This is a genomic window from Variovorax sp. P4_B11 (assembly GCF_056402355.1).
Map to the genome: position 1 here is coordinate 14108 of NZ_JBFUHO010000082.1, position 16021 is coordinate 30128.

The following is a 16021-nucleotide window of genomic DNA, read 5'->3' on the forward strand; positions in this document are numbered from 1 at the left end:
AACTCCCGGGCGGACGGGGACCCGCCCCCGGGGTGAGATTAGTCCGCGCACCGCAGGGGTGCAAGGGGTCGACGGCGTTCTAGGCGGGGTCGCCTAGCACCGGGCCGCAGCTCGGGGTCGCGCCTCGGTCGCGCCGCCTGGCGTCAGACTTCGAAGCGCACGCCTTGCGCGAGCGGCAGTTCGCGCGAGTAGTTGATCGTGTTGGTGGCACGGCGCATGTACGCCTTCCACGCGTCGGAGCCGGACTCGCGGCCGCCGCCGGTCTCCTTGTCGCCGCCGAAGGCGCCGCCGATCTCGGCACCCGAGGTGCCGATGTTCACGTTCGCGATGCCGCAGTCGGAGCCCGATGCGGACAGGAAGGATTCCACCTCGCGCACGTCGTTGCTGAAGATCGCGGAGGACAGGCCTTGCGGAACGCCGTTTTGCAGTGCGATCGCGTCGTCCAGGTCCGCGTAGGCCATCACGTAGAGGATGGGAGCGAAAGTCTCGTGGCACACGGTCGCGGTCTGCGCGGGCATTTCCACGATCGCGGGGCGGACGTAGAAGGCATTCGGGAACCGTGTCTCCAGCACGCGCTCGCCGCCGGTCACCAGGCCGCCTTCCGAAGCCGCCGAGCGCAGCGCCGCCTGCATCGCTTCGAAGGCGTTCTGATCGATCAGCGGGCCGACCAACTGGCCTTCGAGCGGATCGCCGATGCTGAGCTTCGCATAGGCCGTCTTGAGGCGTTGGACGAACGCTTCGCGGACGCTCGAATGAACGATCAGCCGGCGCGTCGTCGTGCAGCGCTGTCCCGCCGTGCCCGCAGCAGCGAACAGGATGCCGCGCACGGCGAGGTCGAGATCGGCGGATGGCGTGACGATCACCGCGTTGTTGCCACCGAGTTCGAGCAGCACGCGGCCGAAACGCTGCATCACCCGTGGCCCGACTGCACGGCCCATGCGCGTGCTGCCCGTGGCGGAAAGCAGCGCGACCTTCGGATGGTCGACCAGCGCTTCACCCGTGTCCTGCCGGCCGATCACCAGTTGCGACAGCGCCGGCGGCGCGTCGCCGAAGGCGCGTGCGGCGCGCTCGAAGATCGCCTGGCAGGCCAGTGCCGTGAGCGGTGTCTTCTCCGACGGCTTCCAGACGACCGCATCGCCGCAGACGATGGCAAGGGCGAAGTTCCATGACCACACGGCCGCGGGGAAATTGAAGGCGCTGATGACGCCGACGACGCCGAGCGGATGCCAGGTTTCCATCATGCGATGCTTCGGCCGCTCGGAGGCGATCGTCAGGCCGTAGAGCTGGCGCGACAGACCGACCGCGAATTCGCAGATGTCGATCATTTCCTGCACTTCGCCGACACCCTCGGAGAGCATCTTGCCGCTTTCGATGGAAATGAGGCGGCCGAGCGGCGCCTGGTGCTTGCGGAGTTCTTCGCCGAGCAGCCGGATGAGGGCGCCGCGTCGCGGAGCGGGCACGTCGCGCCAGGCCTCGAACGACTGCTGCGCGCGGCGAACGGTCTCGTCGACCTGCTGGGGCGAGTGAGCGGCGACGCGGCCGATCTCGCTGCCGTCGATAGGACTGCGTACGGCGATATCGCCCTGGGAGTAGCTGCCCAGTGGCAAGTCGAGGCTTCCGAGGATGTCTTGCGTCGATTTCGCGAATGAGGTGCTCATGGCTTTTCCTGTAGTGATGGGTGGTCGAAAGCGCGCGCGAGTCGCTGCACGCCTTCGGTGATCTGTGCCGTGTTCGCCGCGGCGTAGGAGAGCCGCATGGATCGGGCCGCCCGGCCGTCGGCGTAGAAGGCGGCGCCGGGAACGAACAGGACGCCGGCGTCGACGGCGGCCTGGAACAGCCGTCGCGGGTCCGTCGGGCCGGTCCATTCCCCCCAGAGGAACAGGCCGCCCCTGGGTTGGGCGCAATGCAGGCGGCCGCCGAGATTCTCTTCGATGGCGTCCGCCATCGCCACCATGCGCCGGCCGTATTCGGCACTGGCGTCCTTCACTGCCCCGGGGTAGCGGCCCGACTGCAGGTAGTGTGCGGCGATCAGTTGCACCAGCGGCGAGGTGCACAGGTCCATCGTCTGCTTCGCGATGGCGGCACGCCTGAGCACGGCGGGCGAAGCGATCATCCAGCCCACGCGCAGCGCAGGGGCGACCGTCTTCGATAGGCTCGAAAGATACACGACGGGGTTGGCGTCGCCTGCGATGCGCTTGCCCGTCTCGAACAGCGTCGGCAGCCGGTCTTCGGTAAAGGCCAGTTCGCCGTAGGGGTCGTCTTCGACGATCAGGAAGCCGCGTTCGACGGCGAGCTCGACCAGCGCCTGCCGCCGCTCGCGCGACAGGGTGGCGCCGGACGGGTTCGAGAAGGTCGGCACGGTATAGATGAACCTGGGCTTGCCGCGCATCGCACGCAGCGTCTCGACCAGCCCATCGATCCGCAGGCCGTGGTCGCCCGACGCCACCTGCACGATGCCGGCGCCGGCCAGGCGGGTGGCCTGGAGGGCGGCCGAGTAGGCGGGCGACTCCATCAGCACGGTATCGCCGGGTTGCAGCAGGATGCGCACGAGGATGTCGTAGCCCTGCTGGGAGCCGGTGGTCACGAGCAGGCTCGACGCCTCGCACGAAATGCCGCGACCGAGGCAGAGCTGCGCGAGCGCGCAGCGCAAGACAGGCATGCCCTCCGTGGCGCCGTACTGCAGGCACGCGGCGGCATCGGTCCAGGCGCGCTGCGATGCGTCCTGCAGCCCCACGTTGTCCAGCAACGCGGGCGACGGATAGCCGCCGGCGAACGAGATCATTCCGGGACGCTGGAGGTAGGGGAAGAGCTCGCGGATGGGCGAGCCTGCGGGCTCGGCGAATGCGGGTGCGAATTCAAAGCCCGTGTTCGGTACTGAAGTTTCAATGCTCATGGGAGGGCGTGCGAACGCAGTGCGGATGTCACGGCGGCGATCGACTTCTGCTGCTGGCTTTCGTACAGCGCGATCTCGTCCAGCACCTTGCAGCCGAGCGCCTGCTCGAAGGCCGCCTGCGCCCCACCGGCGGCGTAGGTCTGCTGCTGCCTGCCGCCGAGGTTGGATTGGAAGATGCCGGCCGCACTGACCGGCAGGAAGTCCTCGTAGAGGATGGGTTCCGCGCGCACGAGGCCGCGCTCGACCAGCGTTTCGAGGTCCCGGTCGTCATCGCCGGATTCCTGCGAACGGCCCGTTTCCGTGATCGAGTAGCGGAAGAATGCAAGGCCCTGGCGTCGCAGGGACCCGAGGTCATCGGGGAATTCCGCGAACACTTCGGCGAGCCGCCGCTCGGGGTCATGGTCTGCTGCGGCAGGCTGGTCGCGCGCTTGCGCGAGCAGCCTGTCGTACAGCGTTCGGCCCTTGCGGGTGAGCGCGATGCCGCGTTGCTCGATCTCGCCGAAGCGGGCCGTGTGCGTGCCCGCGGCCTGCTCGCCGTCGCCGACGAAGAGGATCTTCTCCTCCAGTGCCTTGAAACTCGTCTGCCGCAGCAGGATCGGGAATTTGCGCGCCGGCGGTCCCTCGATCGTCTCCTTGGCCGGGATGCCCAAGGCCCGCATCCGGGCGTGGGCCGTGTCGATGTCGAGCGTGCGCGGCGTGAGGTGGTTGATGTGCGGCCCCTTGAAGCACACCACGTCGGCAACCAGTCGGTGCGCCTCGTGCAGCGCGCCGTAGATCGCGGCGGGGACGGGGGCCTCGTGGTGCCAGCGGAAGGTCTCGAGCGCCTCGACGACGAATTCATCCGCCTCTGCGCAACTGAGTCCGCCGCGCTCCTCGTGCAATGCGGTGAGCGCGAGCAAGCGCGCCGAGAAGATGCGCCTGCGTGCCAGGATCTCTTTCGCCTGGGCCTGCAAGGTGCCGGGCGCCAGCATCTCCAGCCGCAGCAGGGAGGTGAACAGGCGCAAAGGGCTGGCGCGCAGCGCCTCGGCCTCGATGGGGCGAAAGGCCGTCGAATGCACGGGAACGCCCGCCGCCGACAGGTCGTAGTAGCCCACGGGCAGCATGCCCATGACGCCGAGCACGCGCCGCATCGTGCCGAGCTCCTCGGCGGTGCCGAGACGGATCGCGCCATGGCGCTCGACTTCCAGCCTGCCGGTGTCCGCCGTCGCAGCGCCGCGCCCTGCCTCCCGATTGACGTCCGCCACCAGTTCCAGCAGTGACCCGTACAAGGGCACTTCGAGGCGGTACATGTCGGACATCGCAGCCGAGAACCGGCGGCGCACTTCATTGGAATCGATTCGGGTGGCGGTCAATGGAGTCCTTCGGCAGGCGAGGGCGTTGATGCGGATTGCTCATGACATTTTCTCCCTGCGGCACGAATTGTTGAGATGCCTCGCAAGGCCGTCAAACGATCATTGAGCCTGGGTTCATTCCAAAATAGAATGACCTATGCAGTTCCCGCGCCGCTTCCTGCCGCCCACTTCCGTTCTCTGCGCCTTCGAGGCGGCGGCGCGCCTCGGGAGCTTCACCGCCGCCGCGTCGGAGCTGCACCTGACCCAAAGCGCCGTCAGCCGCCAGATCCGCGCGCTCGAAGAACTGCTGGGCGCCGGGTTGTTCGTCCGGGAGCGGCAGACCGTGCGGCTCACGGTGGCCGGCGATGCCTATGCCACCGAGATCCGCGAGGCGCTCCACCGGATTTCGCAGGCCACCTTCGGCTTTCGTGCGAACCCGCAAGGCGGCACGCTGAACCTCGCGATCCTCCCCACTTTCGGGACGCGCTGGCTCGCGCCGCGGCTGCCGGATTTCTTTTCCGCACATCCCGAAGTGACGGTGAACCTCAGCACGCGCCTTGCGCCCTTCGACTTCAGGTCGGATCCGCTCGATGCGGCGATCCATTTCGGCCTGCCGAACTGGCCGGGCGCGGAGCTCGACGAATTGATGCGCGAGACCGTCGTGCCGGCCTGCAGCCCGGCCTTGAAGAAGCGCCACCGGTTCGCGCGGCCGCGTGACTTGCTGAAGGTCCCGCTGCTGCATGTGTCGAGCCGACCCGATGCATGGAAGCGGTGGCTCGAGGCGATGGACGTGCAAGCGGCCAACCCGCCGGGCATGGCCGTCGACCAGTTCGCACTGGCCGCGCAGGCCGCGGCAGCCGGCCTCGGCGTGGCGCTGCTGCCGCAGTTCCTGATGCACGAGGAGTTCGCGCGCGGCGACCTGGTGGAGGCCATCCATGCGCCTTTCGAAGGCGCAGAGCGCTACTACCTCGCCTGGCCCGCGAGCCGCGTCAACTATCCGCCGCTGAAGGCCTTGCGCGATTGGTTGCGCACGCAGGCCGGCCGACAGTAGGCCGACGCGGCCTCACGCCGGTCCGGGCTCCGCGGGCAACTCGATGCGTTGTACGGCCGGCGAACTGGCCAGGCTCTGTGCCGGCCGACGCAGCGTCGCATCGAAGGGATTGATCTTCGGGCCGATGGCGGCAGCCTCGCGCTTGAGCAGTTCCACCACCGTAGGCATGCGGTCGGCGTTGAGCCGGTCGGCGATGGTGCCGACGCTCAGTGCCGCCACGGCGCGACCTTCGCGGTCGCAGATGGGGACGGCCACGCCGGCCATGCCTTCGAGCAAGCCGGTGTTGCGGCCCGCGTAACCGGCCTGGCGCACGCGCTCGATCTCGGTCCGCAGATAGACCTCGTCGTACACCCCGTACTCGCGCACGCGCGACAGGTTGAAGCGGATCACTTCCTCGCGCTCGGCCTCCGGCAGGAAGGCCAGGATGGCCAGTGCGCCCTGGCCCACGCCGAGGGCGATGCGTCCGCCGACATCGCCGGTGAACGAGCGGATCGGGAACGGGCCCTCGCTGCGGTCCAGGCACACGGCATCGAAACCGCTGCGCGCCAGCAGGAAGATGCTGTCGCCGAGGCTGGCGCACAGGCGCAGCAAGACCGGACGACACAGCGTGCGCAGGTCGCCTGGATTGCCCGCATGGGCCGCCAGCGCGAAGAAGTCGATACCGAGCCGGTACAGCTTGGTGCGCGCGTCCTGCTCGACCATGCCTTCGGCCACCAGCGATTGCAGCAATCGGTGCGTGGTGGCCTGCGTCAGGCCCACGGCGCGTGCAATCTGGGTCACCCGGCCGCCCTCGGCCTGCACCGTGGTCAAGGCCCGGATCACGGCAAAGACACGCGGCACGCCGCCGGTCGCTGTGGAAGTGGTGCTCATGCCTTTGTCCGATGGAATCTGGAGCCGTCAGTTTACGGCAAATATTCCAATGAACGGAATAAGTTGAAGAAAAATTCTGATTGATGGAATACCCTGTGATTTCTGGCCCGTTGATTGCAATAGAGTGAATTGAATTCGACAAAGACTACAGTTGCCGCCCCGTTGGGGTGCATCCAGGAAAGGCCGGACGCATGTCATTTCTCAAGCTCATCGACGTCACCAAGTTCTACGGCAGCACCTGCGCGGTGTCGGCCATGAACCTCTCGGTGGAGAAGGGCGAGTTCGTCTCGCTGCTGGGGCCTTCGGGCTGCGGCAAGACCACCACGCTGCAGATGGTGTCGGGCTTCGAGGCGGTGAGCAGCGGCCGCATCGAACTGGCCGGGCGCGACATCACGCATGTCAAGGCCAACACCCGAGGCCTGGGCATCGTGTTCCAGACCTATGCGCTGTTCCCGCACATGACGGTGGCCGACAACGTGAGCTTCGGCCTCGAAATGCGCAAGACGCCGGCCGCCGAGCGTCGCGAGCGCGTGCGGCAGGCGCTGTCCCTGGTGCATCTGGACGCTCACGCGGCGCGCTACCCGCGCGAACTCTCGGGCGGCCAGCGCCAGCGGGTGGCGCTGGCGCGTGCCCTGGTGATCGAGCCGCCGGTGCTGCTGCTGGACGAGCCGCTGTCCAACCTCGACGCCAAGCTGCGCGAGGAGATGCAGTTCGAGCTGCGCCAGATCCAGCGCAAGGTGGGGACCACCACGGTGATGGTCACGCACGACCAGAGCGAGGCCATGTCCATCAGCGACCGCGTGGTGGTGATGGAAGGCGGCCGCGCCACCCAGATCGACCATCCGCACCGCGTCTACGAGCATCCGCGCACCCGCTTCATCTCCACCTTCGTGGGCAAGGCCAACCTGCTGGCCGGCCGCATCGTCGCCAATGGCGCCGGCACGCGTGTCGACCTGGGGCCGCTCACCGTCGACGTGGAGGATGCCGGCTTCCGCCACGGCGTGCCGGTGCTGCTGAGCGTGCGACCCGAGAAGCTGCAGCTGGTCGAGGCAGGCGGCGGCCGCATCGGCGGCACGGTGCGCGAACGCTTCTTCCTCGGCAGCCAGTGGCTCTATGCCGTGAGCACGGTGCTGGGCGAGCTGATGGTGCTGTCTCCCAATGACGGACGGGTCGCGCTCGACGAGGGCCATCCCGTGGGCATCGGCTGGCCCGATCACTGCTCGCGCCTGCTGCCCGCCGACGGGGCCGAGTCCGTCGCCGAGGAGATGGCATGAAGCAACCCACCCCCTGGATGCTGTCCGGACCGGCCCTGCTGCTGTTCGCCGGCCTGCTGCTGGTGCCGTTGGCGCTGACGGCGGTGCTGTCCTTCAACGTCTATGACGCCGTCACGGGGCCCAAGGCCAACGCGTTCACGCTGGCGCACTACACCCAGGTCTTCACCGACTCGTACTACCACGGCATCTTCTGGCGCACCTTCTGGATCTCGGCGCTGGTTTCCCTGATCTGCGTGCTCGTCGGGGCGCCGGAAGCCTATGTGCTGAGCCGCATGCGCAATCCGTGGCGCTCGGTGATGCTGCTGGTGGTGCTGGCCCCGCTGCTGGTGTCGGTGGTGGTGCGGGCCTTCGGCTGGAGCATGCTGCTGGGGCCCGAAGGCCTGGTCAACGGCATGCTCAAGCTCGTCGGCCTCGGCCCGGTGAAGATGCTCTATACCGAGACCGCGGTGGTGATCGCGCTGGTGCACGTGATGCTGCCCTTCATGGTGATTCCGGTCTGGACCTCGCTGCAGAAGCTGGACCCGGGCGTGGAAAACGCGGCGCTGTCGCTCAATGCCTCTCCCTTCACCACGCTGCGGCGCGTCGTGCTGCCGCAGGTCATGCCGGGCATCCTGTCGGGGAGCTTGATCGTCTTCGGTCTCTCCGCCAGTTCCTTCGCCATTCCCGGCCTGCTCGGCGGACGGCGTCTCAAGATGGTGGCGACCGTGGTCTACGACGAGTACCTGCACGAGCTCAACTGGCCGTTGGGCGCGGCGATCGCACTCACGCTGCTGGCGGCCAATCTGGTCGTCATGCTGAGCTACAACCGGGTGGTCGAGGGCCGCTACAAGAAGGCGCTGGGGTGAACAAGCCATGAGCAGGAACGGCCCCTTCGCCCTCGCGTTCAACGCGCTCGTCATCACCTTCATGCTGGCGCCGCTGCTGGTGGTGTGCATCGTCGCCTTCACCCCGGAAAACACGCTGACGCTTCCGACCACGCGCTTCTCGCTGCGCTGGTTCCGGGCCGTGTTCGCACATCCCGATTTCATGCAGTCCTTCTGGAACAGCTTGTGGCTGGGGCTGGCTTCGGCCACGCTGGCCACGCTGCTGGCGGTGCCGGCCGGCATGGCGATCACGCGCTACGACTTCGCCGGCCGCGACTTCCTCAACGGCCTCTTTCTCTCGCCGCTGATCATTCCGCACCTGGTGCTGGGGGTGGCGCTGCTGCGGCTGTTCGCGCTGGTCGGCGGCACCGGCAGCTTCGGCTGGCTGGTGGTGGCGCATGCCCTGGTCGTCACCCCGTACACGCTGCGCCTGGTGGTCGCCGCGCTGGTCGGCTTCGACCGCAGCGTCGAGCAGGCCGCGCTGTCGCTCGGCGCGAGCCAGGCCACGGTGTTCAGGCGCATGACGCTGCCGATGATCCTGCCAGGCGTGACCGGTGGCTGGATGCTGGCCTTCATCAACAGTTTCGACGAGGTGACCATGTCGATCTTCGTGACCGCACCCAGCACTGTCACGCTGCCGGTGCGCATGTACATGTACGCGACGGAATCCATCGATCCGTTGATGGCGGCGGTCTCGGCGCTGATGGTCGCGGTGACGGCCTGTGCCATGGTGCTGCTCGACCGCGTCTATGGGCTGGACCGCGTGCTGGTGGGGCGCCGATGAGCACGACGCCATCGCGAGCGCTGCTGCACCGCGTGGCCGAGACCGGCCGTGCCGTCGTGCCATTCACCCTGGATGGCCGGCCGGCCAGCGCGCTGGCCGGCGATACCGTGCTCACCGCCGTGCTGACCCTGTCCGGCCAGTTGCGCCGCAACGAGTTCAGCGGCGCCCCGCGGGCCGGCTTCTGCATGATGGGCGCCTGCCAGGACTGCTGGATCCGGACCGCCGACGGCGGACGGCTTCGCGCCTGCTCCACCTTCATCCAGCCCGGCATGGCGTTGGTGACCGAGGAGGAGCCGGCATGACGGCGCCCGCATTGCAGCCCGTGATCGTGGGCGCCGGCCCGGCCGGCGTGCGTGCGGCCCAGGCCCTGGTGGCGCACGGCCTGCGGCCGGTGCTGATCGACGAAGCCGGCCGGGCCGGCGGCCAGATCTATCGCCGCCCGCCCGCGAACTTCAATCGCTCGCCGAAGACCCTCTACGGCTTCGAAGCCCCACGCGCCGCGGCGGTGCACGCGGCCCTGGACGGACTGCAGGGCCGCGTCGACTACCAGCCCGACAGCCTGGTATGGAATGTCCAGGGCGGTCAGCTCGATGTGCTGCATGGCCCGAGCGGCAGCACCCGCGCCGTGCCCTTCCGCCAGCTCATCGTCGCCACCGGCGCCACCGATCGCGTGCTGCCCGTGCCCGGCTGGACGCTTCCGGGCGTCTACACGCTGGGAGGCGCCCAGGTTGCGCTCAAGTTCCAGGGCTGCGCGATCGGCACGCGCGTGGTCTTCATGGGCACCGGCCCGCTGCTGTACCTGGTGGCCTACCAGTATGCGAAGGCCGGGGTCGATGTGGCCGCGGTGCTCGACACGGCCCGACTCGCCGACCAGGTGGCCGCGGTTCCAGCCATGCTCACGCAGCCGTCCGTGTTCTTCAAGGGCGTCTACTACGTGGCCTGGCTGCGTGCGCGCGGCGTCGCCCTGCATGGCGGGGTGCGTCCGCTGCGGGTGATGGGCGATGCGCAGGTGAGCGCCGTCTCGTGGCACGACGGTCGCCGCGAACGCAGCCTCGAATGCAACGCCGTCGGCTTCGGCTACGCCTTGCGCTCCGAAACGCAGCTGGCCGATCTGCTGGGCTGCCGCTTTGCCTTCGCACCCCTGCATCGCGCGCATCTGCCCGAGCGCGATGGCGCCGGCCGCTCCAGCGTGCCCGGGGTCTATCTGGCAGGCGATGGGGCCGGCATCATGGGCGCCGACGCGGCCGAATGGGCGGGCGAACGCGCTGCGCTGGCGCTCCTGGCCGATCACGGCATCGCGGTGGATGCGACCCGCGCCCAGGCGCTGGAGCGCAAGATCGACAAGCTGTCCGGTTTCCGCCGCGGCCTGGAGCGCGCGTTTCCGTTCCCGCAGGACTGGGCGGCCCAGGCGCCCGACGAACTGGTGGTGTGCCGCTGCGAGAACGTCACGGCCGGCGAGCTGCGCGAGACCGTCCGGTGCTGCGGCGCCGACGAGCTGAACCGCCTCAAGGCCTTGTCCCGCGTCGGCATGGGCCGTTGCCAGGGGCGCATGTGCGGCGTGGCGGCGGCTGAAATTCTCGCCCACGCGACCGGCCAGCCGGTGCAGCAGGTGGGCCGGCTGCGCGGGCAGGCGCCGATCAAGCCGATCCCGATTCAGCTGGCGAGCGCTCGGGTCGAGGGAGTGGACGCATGAAGCAATGCCTGAAGACCGATGTTGCCATCGTCGGCGGCGGCATCGTCGGTGCCTCCGCCGCCCTGGCGCTGCGGCAGATGGGCCTGCAGGTGGCATTGCTGGAGCGTGACCTGTGCGGCTCGCGCTCCAGCGGCGTGAACTATGGCGGCGTGCGGCGCCAGGGCCGGCCGCTCAGCCAGCTGCCGCTGGCGCAGCGGGCGCACCGCATCTGGGGGCGTCTGGCCGAGCTCATCGGCACCGACGGCGAATACCTGCGCTCCGGCCATTTCAAGATCGCCCGCAGCGAGGCCGATCTGGCTGCGCTCGAGCGCTACCGCGACCAGAGCCGCGACTTCGAGCTCGGCATCGAGCTCCTGTCGGGGCAGCGCCTGCGCCAGCGCTGCCCGTGGCTCGGGGGCCGGGCGGTCGGCGGCTCGCTGTGCGTGGAAGACGGGCAGGCAAATCCCCGATTGGTGTCGCCGGCCTTTGCGATGGCGGCGCGGCGCGCGGGCGCGCAGATCTTCGAACGAACCCCGCTCGACGAGGTGGCTCACGACAGTCAAGGCTTCCTGCTGCGCTCGGGCAACGCGCTGGAGCTGCGCGCGCCCCTGATGCTCAACTGTGCGGGCGCCTGGGCCGGTGCCATTGCCAGCCAGTTCGACGAGCCGGTGCCGCTGCAGTCCGGCCATCCGGCGATGGCAGTCACCGAGCCGCTGCCGCACTTCATGGACTGGAGCCTGGGCGTGGAAGGCGGCGGCGTCTACTGCCGCCAGGTCGCGCGTGGCAACCTGGTGCTCGGCGGCGGCGCGGGCCTGGCGCTGGATGCCGACCGTGCACGCGTCGGCCGCGAAGCCATCGCCACCCTGGCGGTGCAGGCGATCGAATTGCTGCCTGCCTTGCGCCACGCCAGCTTCATCCGGACCTGGAGCGGCACCGAAGGCTACCTGCCCGACCGCCAGCCCGTGCTCGGCCCCAGCCGGACCACGCCGGGCCTGATCCACGGCTTCGGCTTCGCCGGCGCGGGCTTCCAGATCGGCCCCGCCGTGGGCGAGGTGCTGGCCGAGCTGGTGCGCGACGGTCGCAGCAGCACACCCATCGAGGCATTCGCCATCGAACGCTTCCGGTCCACGGCCGTGCCTGCCGCGGCGCATTGAAATCTCCTTCACTCCACTCCCTGAGGAAACTACGCCATGTCCCGTTCTCGCCAGCCTCTCATTTCTCGCCGTGCACTCCTCGCCGTGGCCGCCGCTTCGGCGCTGGCCGGCGCCGGCGCGGTCAATGCCCAGACCAAGACGCTGTACATCGGCATGAACGGAGGCACCATGGAGAAGGCGTACACGCAGTACGTCTTCCCGGCCTTCGAGAAGGCGAACAACGTGAAGGTGGTGGTGGTGCCCGGCACGTCCTCCGACATCCTCGCCAAGGCGCAGGCCAACAAGGACAAGCCCCAGATGCACGTGATGTTCCTGGACGACGGCATCATGGTTCGCGCCATCGGCATGGGCCTGTGCGAGAAGCAGCGCCCGAGCGCCGCCCTCGACGAGATCTATCCGGCCGCCCGCTTCAAGGGCGACATGGCCAGCGGCGTCAGCCTGGGCATGACCGGGCTGGCCTACAACAAGAAGATGTTCGCGGAAAAGGGCTGGGCCGCCCCCACCTCGTGGATGGACCTCGCCGATCCCAGGTTCAAGGGCAAGGTGGTCTTCCAGTCGATGTCGTCTTCCTCCTTCGGCCTGCACGGCTTCCTGATGTTCAACCGCATCCAGGGCGGCAACGACCAGAACGTGGAGCCCGGCTTCAAGGCCTGGCCGACCACCATCGGCCCCAACGTGCTCGAGTACATCCCGAGTTCGGCCAAGATTTCCGAGATGGTGCAGACCGGCGAGGCGGCGCTGTTCCCGCTCACGCCGACCGCGGTGGCCGCGCTCAAGAGCAAGGGCATTCCGGTGGAGTACGCCCAGCCGAAGGAGGGTTCGGTGGTGCTGATGGTGGGGCAGTGCGTGATCGCCAACAACAGCGAGCCCGAGTTGTCGCAGAAGCTGGCTGAATTCCTTCTGAGCCCGCTGGCCCAGGCCAATGTGCTCCAGTTCGGCAGCCAGATCCCGACCAACCCCAAGGCACCTGCGGTGGGGGAGGGCGCAGCACAGGTGGCCGACATCAACAAATGGATGAAGAACGCGGTGACCCTGGATTGGGAAAGCGTGAACGCCAACCGGCCGGCCTGGAACGCACGCTGGAACAAGACGATCGAACGGTAGGCATCGGGCAGCGGCCGACAAGCGGTTGCGGGTCGAGATTCCGGCCGGCGCGACCGCGGCCCGCGCGCGGAATTTAAGGTTTCGTGAGGGATTGCTTAAGCAATTCTTAGCGGCGCGCGCAGGCATGGATTCCTAGACTTCTTCCCAGCAGGCCGGCGCACGGTGCGCCGGCCGCTGAACCCGGAAGGTAGGACCCCATGAACATCGATCAGCGCGAATTGCGCCATGTCGCGGAGGCCGCAGCGCCCCGCGTCGACCTGTATGCCGGCATTCACAAGGCGCTGCGTGCGCTGATGGCCGACACCCTGCTGGCCGTCGGGCGCATGGACAGCGAGGATGCGCTCGAACTCGCGCAGGTTACGCAGCGCGTACTGGAATTGCTCGACTTCTGCCGCTCCCACCTGCAGCACGAGAACGCGTTCATCCACGCCGCGATGGAGGCCCGCGCGCCCGGTGCCAGCGGCAAGATCGCGCACGAGCACGACGAGCACCTGCAGGCCATCGTTGCACTGGCGAACCAGACCACCGCGCTGCTGCAGTGCGAACCCGCGGTGCGGGAGACCGGCGCACTGGCGCTGTATCGGGCGCTCTCGCTGTTCATCGCCCACAACTTCGAGCACATGCATGTGGAAGAGACGGCGCACAACGCGGTGCTCTGGGCCCGCTACACCGATGCCGAGCTGATCGAGCTGCACAACAGGCTGGTCGCCTCGATCCCGCCCGAGGAGATGATGTTCGTGCTGCGCTGGATGGTGCCCTTCCTGAACCCGGCCGAGCGCGCCGCCATGCTCTGCGACATGCGCGCACATGCGCCGGCGCCGGCCTTCGCCGCCGCGCTGGACCTGGTGCGGCCGCATTTGAGCGAGCGCGAATGGACCAAGCTCAGCCTCGCCCTGGGGCGGCCGGCGGTACCGGGATCGATGCAGGGCTGAGGCCGGATTCAGGCGGCGATCTCGGTCAGCGCGACCGGTCGCTCGACCCGCAGCAGAAAGCGTCCGCGCCCGGTCTTCTCGATCCGGATGTGCGGGCTGTTCTCCTGCAGCCGGCGCTGCAGCAGCACCAGGCGCGCCTCCAGGTTGTCCGACAGGTCGGGCAGCCGCAGCGCCGGGTCGAGCCGCAGCTCGCGGTTGCTGAACTCGCTGCGGCCCTGCTGCGTGTGTTCGCGCAGCAGCTTGCCGAGGATGGCGCCCGCCACGCCCTTGATCAGATAGCTGTCGCCGATGAAGATGCTGCTGTTGGCGAGGTAGTGGCGGACCGCGATCGGTGCCCCGGAGGGCGGCGGCGCACGGCGGGGCGGCTCGGCCGCGGCCGCCGCCTCGTCGCCGGTGCGCAGCAGTTCGAGCGCGGCGCCGAGATGGCCGGCGATCGCGACCAGCGCGTCCTCGTCCTCGAAGCCGAAGCGCATGTCGAGCGGACTCTCGACGAACAGCGCGCCGAGCAGGCGGCCGCTGGAGACGATCGGCACCGCCAGCTGGCTGTGCGGTTCGGCCAGGCCCGGGAACGGGATCTCGGTGTCGAGCACCAGTCCGGGTTCGATCTCGCGCATGCTGCTGCGTACCGCGTGGCTGTAGCTCGCCGCATTCGTCATGTGGCTGATGCGCACCGGCGTGCGCTCCCGCGCGGCGACGCCGATCACGCCATGGCCGATCTCGATCTCGGAGCCGACGCCCGAGGTCGCGTAGCCGCAGCTTGCCACCGTGTACAGGCGCTCGGTGGTGCTGTCGCGCATCAGCACCATCGCATGGCGGATGTCGAGCTGGTCGTTGAGCACCGCCAGCACGGCCTGCAGCAGCTCGTCGGTCGCGCAGCAGGCGGCCAGCCGCTCGGCCGAGCGGCGCACGCCGGCCAGCAGGCTGTGACGCGGCGGCGGCAGGGGCAGGCGCTCGCCTTCCAGGGCCTCGATGGCGTCGACCTCGTAGATGTCGGCGCCGAGCAGGCGGAACACGCCCGCCATGCCCGAGTGCGAAGCAATGCCGGCCAGTTGCGCCTTCATGCCTTCGAAGCGCGGCCCTTCGGTCTCGGTGCGCAGGTAGCGCAGCGCGAGGCGGTAGAAGGCAGCGACCACCGGGTCCATCACCAGCACCGCACCGCGCGGGTTGGCGAGGATGTTCTGCCGCGTCTTGTTGAAGAACTGGAAGGACAGCGCGACGTGCCGCTCGTCGACGTAGTAGACCTGCGAGATGTAGGCGACGTTGGGCGTGCCGTCCTGCGCGCAGGTGGCCATCATGGCCGGGATGGCGCCCTCGAAACAGGCGCGGATCGCGTGCAGCGACGGCGGCGGCAGGCTCGCGCTCATCGGCGTCAGGCCGCGGGCAGCGCGCTGCCGGCCTTGGGCCCGGGCGTCTGGTCGTAGGCTTCGGTCGGCGTGAAACGGATCGCCACCACGTCGTCGAGATCGAAGGCCAGCATGGCGCGCACGAAGACGGCGTCGCAGCCGACGCAGCCGACCTCGTGCTCCATCGAGCGCAGGTAGCGGCTCAGCAGCGGCCGGTCGCTGTCGGTGGCGGCCCGGAGTTCCGCGCGGCGGGCCTTCACCTGCACCGTGCGATGGCTCAGCGGTTCGCTGAAGACCACCGCGACGTGCCCGGTGGCCGCGACGTCCTGCAGCAATTGGCGCGACTGGTTGCGCGAGACATAGACCGTGAGTTCGCTGCCGTCGGCCGCGATGCCGGCGCCGACCGCGCGCATCAGGCTGGGCCGCTGCGCGGCGTTGCGCGAGGCGACGATGGCCGAGACGCCCTTGTCGATCATCGCAATGTGCTCGGGGCTCAGGAGGGGGCGGGGAGGGGCTGCGGACATGGGACGGGGCCGGTCGGCGAAATCCGGCATTTTGATTCAAAGTCCCGCTGCCGTCCGTTTTTCGGACGGCCTACGCCATGCGGCCGAAGCACTGGCCTCAGGCCGGCGCCGGGCCGCCCCAAGGCGGCCTGCGGCCCCCTTGGGGGGCAGCGACCCACACGCAGTGGGGGAGCGTGGGGGCCAGCMAGGCCGGCGCCGGGCCGCCCCAAGGCGGCCTGCGGCCCCC

The 16021-nt window shown here is 68.9% G+C and carries 15 protein-coding genes; 9 read left to right on the plus strand and 6 right to left on the minus strand.

The window, feature by feature from the left end; translation table 11 throughout:
• Window positions 1–143 precede the first annotated feature (143 nt).
• The 3 genes from amaB to hglS are packed head-to-tail and all read right to left on the minus strand — an operon-like array spanning window position 144 to window position 4245.
• Entirely contained in the window at window positions 144–1658 is a 1515-nt protein-coding gene (gene amaB / locus AC1DYD_RS36945) for an L-piperidine-6-carboxylate dehydrogenase (RefSeq protein ID WP_478177705.1), read from the minus strand.
• Window positions 1655–2893, minus strand: coding sequence for an aminotransferase-like domain-containing protein (locus AC1DYD_RS36950; RefSeq protein WP_478177706.1), 1239 nt, complete (start codon window positions 2891–2893; stop codon window positions 1655–1657). The genes amaB and AC1DYD_RS36950 overlap by 4 nt, the downstream gene beginning before the upstream one ends.
• On the minus strand, window positions 2890–4245 hold the full coding sequence (gene hglS / locus AC1DYD_RS36955; protein WP_478177707.1) for a 2-oxoadipate dioxygenase/decarboxylase HglS: 1356 nt from the start codon (window positions 4243–4245) through the stop codon (window positions 2890–2892). The genes AC1DYD_RS36950 and hglS overlap by 4 nt, the downstream gene beginning before the upstream one ends.
• 136 nt (window positions 4246–4381) lie before the next feature.
• Between hglS and AC1DYD_RS36960 the strand changes: the two genes are divergently transcribed.
• Entirely contained in the window at window positions 4382–5275 is an 894-nt protein-coding gene (locus tag AC1DYD_RS36960) for a LysR family transcriptional regulator (RefSeq protein ID WP_478177708.1), read from the plus strand.
• Between the two features lie 12 nt (window positions 5276–5287).
• On the opposite strand, the gene AC1DYD_RS36965 is transcribed toward AC1DYD_RS36960, so the two are convergent.
• Window positions 5288–6145: an IclR family transcriptional regulator gene (locus tag AC1DYD_RS36965; protein ID WP_478177709.1), complete on the minus strand. Its 858-nt coding sequence runs from the start codon at window positions 6143–6145 to the stop codon at window positions 5288–5290.
• 191 nt (window positions 6146–6336) lie between these two features.
• On the opposite strand from AC1DYD_RS36965, the gene AC1DYD_RS36970 reads away from it, so the two are divergent.
• The 8 genes from AC1DYD_RS36970 (at window position 6337) to AC1DYD_RS37005 (ending at window position 13928) form a co-directional block, all read left to right on the plus strand.
• The gene (locus tag AC1DYD_RS36970; protein WP_478177710.1) at window positions 6337–7419 is read left to right on the plus strand and encodes an ABC transporter ATP-binding protein; all 1083 of its coding nucleotides are present in this window, start codon (window positions 6337–6339) and stop codon (window positions 7417–7419) included.
• A complete protein-coding gene (locus AC1DYD_RS36975) occupies window positions 7416–8264 on the plus strand; it encodes an ABC transporter permease (RefSeq protein WP_478177711.1) in 849 nt (282 codons plus the stop codon). Before AC1DYD_RS36970 ends, AC1DYD_RS36975 begins: the two co-directional genes overlap by 4 nt.
• A gap of 7 nt (window positions 8265–8271) precedes the next feature.
• A complete protein-coding gene (locus AC1DYD_RS36980; RefSeq protein ID WP_478177712.1) occupies window positions 8272–9066 on the plus strand; it encodes an ABC transporter permease in 795 nt (264 codons plus the stop codon).
• Window positions 9063–9368: a (2Fe-2S)-binding protein gene (locus AC1DYD_RS36985; RefSeq protein WP_478177713.1), complete on the plus strand. Its 306-nt coding sequence runs from the start codon at window positions 9063–9065 to the stop codon at window positions 9366–9368. The genes AC1DYD_RS36980 and AC1DYD_RS36985 overlap by 4 nt, the downstream gene beginning before the upstream one ends.
• On the plus strand, window positions 9365–10759 hold the full coding sequence (locus AC1DYD_RS36990; RefSeq protein ID WP_478177714.1) for an FAD/NAD(P)-dependent oxidoreductase: 1395 nt from the start codon (window positions 9365–9367) through the stop codon (window positions 10757–10759). The genes AC1DYD_RS36985 and AC1DYD_RS36990 overlap by 4 nt, the downstream gene beginning before the upstream one ends.
• The gene (locus AC1DYD_RS36995) at window positions 10756–11892 is read left to right on the plus strand and encodes an NAD(P)/FAD-dependent oxidoreductase (protein WP_478177715.1); all 1137 of its coding nucleotides are present in this window, start codon (window positions 10756–10758) and stop codon (window positions 11890–11892) included. Before AC1DYD_RS36990 ends, AC1DYD_RS36995 begins: the two co-directional genes overlap by 4 nt.
• Window positions 11893–11928: 36 nt before the next feature.
• Complete coding sequence (locus AC1DYD_RS37000) at window positions 11929–12996, plus strand: ABC transporter substrate-binding protein (RefSeq protein ID WP_478177716.1); 1068 nt, start codon at window positions 11929–11931, stop codon at window positions 12994–12996.
• 197 nt (window positions 12997–13193) lie between these two features.
• Entirely contained in the window at window positions 13194–13928 is a 735-nt protein-coding gene (locus AC1DYD_RS37005; RefSeq protein ID WP_478177717.1) for a hemerythrin domain-containing protein, read from the plus strand.
• A gap of 8 nt (window positions 13929–13936) precedes the next feature.
• Here AC1DYD_RS37005 and AC1DYD_RS37010 read toward each other — a convergent pair whose 3' ends face one another.
• Window positions 13937–15292, minus strand: coding sequence for a GAF domain-containing protein (locus tag AC1DYD_RS37010; protein WP_478177718.1), 1356 nt, complete (start codon window positions 15290–15292; stop codon window positions 13937–13939).
• 5 nt (window positions 15293–15297) lie between these two features.
• A complete protein-coding gene (locus AC1DYD_RS37015) occupies window positions 15298–15795 on the minus strand; it encodes a hypothetical protein (protein ID WP_478177719.1) in 498 nt (165 codons plus the stop codon).
• Window positions 15796–16021 lie beyond the last annotated feature (226 nt).

Bases quoted from the DNA above. Each gene is read 5' to 3' on its own strand.
- amaB (WP_478177705.1), bottom strand. From the start codon at position 1,658: ATGAGCACCTCATTCGCGAAATCGACGCAAGACATCCTCGGAAGCCTC.
- AC1DYD_RS36950 (WP_478177706.1), bottom strand. From the start codon at position 2,893: ATGAGCATTGAAACTTCAGTACCGAACACGGGCTTTGAATTCGCACCC.
- AC1DYD_RS36960 (WP_478177708.1), top strand. From the start codon at position 4,382: ATGCAGTTCCCGCGCCGCTTCCTGCCGCCCACTTCCGTTCTCTGCGCC.
- AC1DYD_RS36965 (WP_478177709.1), bottom strand. From the start codon at position 6,145: ATGAGCACCACTTCCACAGCGACCGGCGGCGTGCCGCGTGTCTTTGCC.
- AC1DYD_RS36970 (WP_478177710.1), top strand. From the start codon at position 6,337: ATGTCATTTCTCAAGCTCATCGACGTCACCAAGTTCTACGGCAGCACC.
- AC1DYD_RS36975 (WP_478177711.1), top strand. From the start codon at position 7,416: ATGAAGCAACCCACCCCCTGGATGCTGTCCGGACCGGCCCTGCTGCTG.
- AC1DYD_RS36980 (WP_478177712.1), top strand. From the start codon at position 8,272: ATGAGCAGGAACGGCCCCTTCGCCCTCGCGTTCAACGCGCTCGTCATC.
- AC1DYD_RS36985 (WP_478177713.1), top strand. From the start codon at position 9,063: ATGAGCACGACGCCATCGCGAGCGCTGCTGCACCGCGTGGCCGAGACC.
- AC1DYD_RS36990 (WP_478177714.1), top strand. From the start codon at position 9,365: ATGACGGCGCCCGCATTGCAGCCCGTGATCGTGGGCGCCGGCCCGGCC.
- AC1DYD_RS36995 (WP_478177715.1), top strand. From the start codon at position 10,756: ATGAAGCAATGCCTGAAGACCGATGTTGCCATCGTCGGCGGCGGCATC.
- AC1DYD_RS37000 (WP_478177716.1), top strand. From the start codon at position 11,929: ATGTCCCGTTCTCGCCAGCCTCTCATTTCTCGCCGTGCACTCCTCGCC.
- AC1DYD_RS37005 (WP_478177717.1), top strand. From the start codon at position 13,194: ATGAACATCGATCAGCGCGAATTGCGCCATGTCGCGGAGGCCGCAGCG.
- AC1DYD_RS37010 (WP_478177718.1), bottom strand. From the start codon at position 15,292: ATGAGCGCGAGCCTGCCGCCGCCGTCGCTGCACGCGATCCGCGCCTGT.
- AC1DYD_RS37015 (WP_478177719.1), bottom strand. From the start codon at position 15,795: ATGTCCGCAGCCCCTCCCCGCCCCCTCCTGAGCCCCGAGCACATTGCG.